Below are 311 nucleotides of genomic sequence, written 5' to 3'. Positions count from 1 at the left end.
GAATATGAAGAAGATTCTGATGATTTAGTTACTCGTTATATTATAAAGATGAAAGATACTATAGAAAAAACAGAAAATGAAGAAACCACAATAGAAGAAGTTTATAGAACGTTGCCTAAAATAGTAGGTGCTGATCCTTTATATCCTGCTATACCATTAGAGAGCGAAATAGGAATTAAAACAGAACTTTTTGAAATACCTTATAAACTTGAAACCTATGATTTAGCATATCAAGAGGCTTATAAGACTTTAACTAATCAAGTGAAAAAAGAAATCATAAACATTAAAACTCTTAATATTTCTAAAGTAGA

At 27.3% G+C, this 311-nt stretch carries 1 pseudogene; it reads left to right on the top strand.

Annotated features, from left to right (window positions below):
• Positions 1-311: pseudogene (locus tag EZH24_RS13700) on the top strand (hypothetical protein); the annotation flags it as partial.

The sequence above is a fragment of the Brachyspira catarrhinii genome (genome assembly GCF_005518285.1).
Taxonomy (GTDB): domain Bacteria; phylum Spirochaetota; class Brachyspiria; order Brachyspirales; family Brachyspiraceae; genus Brachyspira; species Brachyspira catarrhinii.
The sequence above is the reverse complement of the archived record's forward strand: the minus strand, read 5'-3'. Positions and strand labels throughout refer to the sequence as shown.